This window comes from Spirillospora sp. NPDC049652 (genome assembly GCF_040675125.1).
Lineage (GTDB): Bacteria > Actinomycetota > Actinomycetes > Streptosporangiales > Streptosporangiaceae > Spirillospora.
Genome location: NZ_JBFAOF010000926.1, coordinates 1 through 2798 on the forward strand (window position 1 = coordinate 1; position 2798 = coordinate 2798).

Consider the following 2798-nt stretch of genomic DNA (forward strand, 5'->3'; position numbering starts at 1 on the left):
GCCGCCGCGGCCGCGCCCCCGAGCAGCAGCCCCCGCCGCGGGACGCCTCCCGAAGCCGCCGCTGTGACCGGCGACGGGGCCGGTCGCGGGGCCGGGACGGGCGGTGGCCCGGGAGCGGTCAGCCGGTCGAGCAGGTGCGGGATGGTCGGACGCGCCGCCGGGTCCTTCGCCAGGCACGCGGCGACGATCTCGTGCAGGTCGCCGGCCAGGCCGTCCAGCGCGGGCGGCGCGCTGGTGATGCGGTGCACGATCGCCGGGATGGTCGGCGCGTCGAACGGGCCGTGTCCGGTCGCGGCGTAGGTGAGCAGGCAGCCGAGCGAGAACACGTCGCCGGGCGGCCCGGTCTCCTCGGCGCGCACCTGCTCGGGCGACATGAACGAGAACGTCCCGACGACGACGCCCGCCGAGGTCAGGGACGTCGCGTCCGCGGCGCGCGCGATCCCGAAGTCGATGATCCGCGGGCCGTCCGCCGCCATGATGACGTTGCCGGGCTTCAGGTCCCGGTGCACCAGCCCGCTGCCGTGGATCGCCGCCAGCCCCTCGGCGAGGCCCGCGCCGAGGCGGCGCACCTCGTGCGGCGGCAGCGGCCCCTGCCGGACGACCACCTGCCGAAGCGACGGCCCCGGCACGAACGCGGTGACCATCCACGGAGACCCGGCCTCGGGATCGGCGTCCACGACCGGCGCGGTGTGGAACCCGCCGACCTTCCGCGCCGCCTCGATCTCGCGCGCGAACCGCGACCGGAACCGGGCGTCCGCCGCGAACTCGGCGCGGATCAGCTTCACCGCGACGCGCCGGCCGCCCGGGGAGACGCCGAGGAACACCTCGCCCATGCCGCCCGCGCCGAGCCGTCCCTCCAGCCGGTACGGGCCGACCTCGCGCGGGTCGTCGGGGCGCAGCGGCTGCATCAGCGGACCTTCCACAGGTAGACGCCGTTGTCGGCGCTCGTTCCGAGGCCGGAGCCCGCCGCGACGAGCGTGCCGTCGGGACTGACCCGCACCGACTCGATCGCGGACGACGGTCCGGTCAGCGTCCCCGCCGGGGCGCGGTTCGCGAGGTCGAACAGCCGGACGGTCCGGTCGGTGTTCCCGACGGCGAGCGTGCGGCCGTCCGGGGTGGCGGCCAGCCCGTGGATCACGCCGCCGCCCGGGGCGATCGTCGCGGTGGTCCGGCCGGAGGGGTAGTCCCAGATCCGGACGATCCCCTCGTTCCCGCCGCTCACCAGCGTCCGGCCGCCGGGGATGAACGCGAGCGCGCGGACGCTGTCCTTGTGCCCGGTGAGCGTGCCCGTGCGGCGTCCGGTCACCGGGTCGTACATCAGGACGCTGCTGCCGGGCGCTTTCCGGTAGAAGCCGTCGGTCACGGCCGCGACGGTCCGCCCGTCCGGGCTGAACGCGACCTCGTCGACGCCCGCGTTCCCGCTTCCGGTGAGCGTGCGGAGCTTGCGGCCGCTCGCCGCGTCCCAGATCCGGATGTCGGGGTTGCAGCCCGCGAGAAAGCGCCCGTCCGGGCTGTAGGCGAGCCCGCTCACGCCGAACCGGTCGGTGGGGAGGGTGTGCTTGAGCGTTCCGTCGCCCGTGTCCCACAGCCGGACGGTCCCGTCGAGCGCCGAGCTCGCCACGGTCCGCCCGTCGGGGCTGAACGCGACGCCGAGCACGCTGGACGTGTGCCCGCGCAGGGTGTGGAGGGGCCGCCCGGCGGCGACGTCCCAGATGATGACGGTCGTGTCGCTGCTGCCGCTGACCAGGGACCGCCCGTCCGGGCTGAACGCGACGCTCTGCACCCCCTCCTTGTGCCCGGTGAGGACGGCGGTGGGCCGGGTGAACGAGGCCAGGCGCGGCGTCCGGCCGGGCGGTTTCCCCTTCGTGCCGCCTGGGCCGTCCGAGCCGCCGCCGAGCAGCAGCGCCGCCGGAACGCCGACGGCCGCCGCCGCGAGGGTCACGCCGCCTCCGATCAGCAGCGCCCGTTTCCGCACGTCAACGGGCTTGGCCGTCCCCCGCGGCGGGAGATGGCCCTCCCTGGCGGTCGGGTCGGCGGTCGTCGCGCCCACTCCGGTCGCGTCCACTCCCGTCGCGCCCACTCCGGTCGCGTCCACTCCCGTCGCGTCCGCGGATGTGGCGGGCACCGCCTCGGCGGGGGTGGCGAGCAGCGCGGCCAGGCTCGGCGTCGGCAGCGCGCCGGCGCTCGGGTCGGTGAGGTGCGCGAGCACCTGCCCGACGGTCGGACGCGCCGCCGGGTCCTTGGCCAGGCAGACCTGGACCAGACCGCGCAGCGGCTCCGGGACGTCCCCCACCTCGGGCGCGTCGTTGAGGACGCGGTGCACGATCGCCGGAATGGTCGCGGCGTCGAACGGGCCCCTCCCGGTCGCCGCGAACGCGAGGAGGCAGCCCAGCGAGAAGACGTCGGCGGGCGGCCCGGCCGGTCCGGCGAGCACCTGCTCGGGGGCCATGAACGCGTACGTGCCGACGACGACGCCGTGCGAGGTCAGGGATGTCGCGTCGGTGGCGCGGGCGACGCCGAAGTCGATGATCCGCGGGCCGTCCGCCGCCATGATCACGTTCTCCGGCTTCAGGTCGCGGTGCACCAGCCCGCAGGCGTGGATCGCGGCCAGGCCCTCGGCGAGCCCGGCCGCGAGCGCGCGCAGGCCGTCCCGGGCCAGGGGGCCGCGCTCGGCCACCACCCGGCGCAGCGACGGGCCGGGGACGAACGCGGTGGCGAGCCACGGTTCGGGCGCGTCCGGGTCGGCGTCCACGACCGGCGCGGTGTGGAATCCGCCGACCCTCCGGGCCGACTCGATC

The 2798-nt window shown here is 76.6% G+C and carries 2 protein-coding genes; both read right to left on the reverse strand.

The window, feature by feature from the left end:
- Nucleotides 1-908, reverse strand: a 908-nt coding sequence (locus AB0J52_RS34945; protein WP_500187178.1) for a serine/threonine-protein kinase, incomplete at its 3' end; no start/stop codon positions are given.
- Nucleotides 908-2798, reverse strand: a 1891-nt coding sequence (locus AB0J52_RS34950; protein ID WP_500187180.1) for a protein kinase domain-containing protein, incomplete at its 5' end; no start/stop codon positions are given. The genes AB0J52_RS34950 and AB0J52_RS34945, both read right to left, overlap by 1 nt.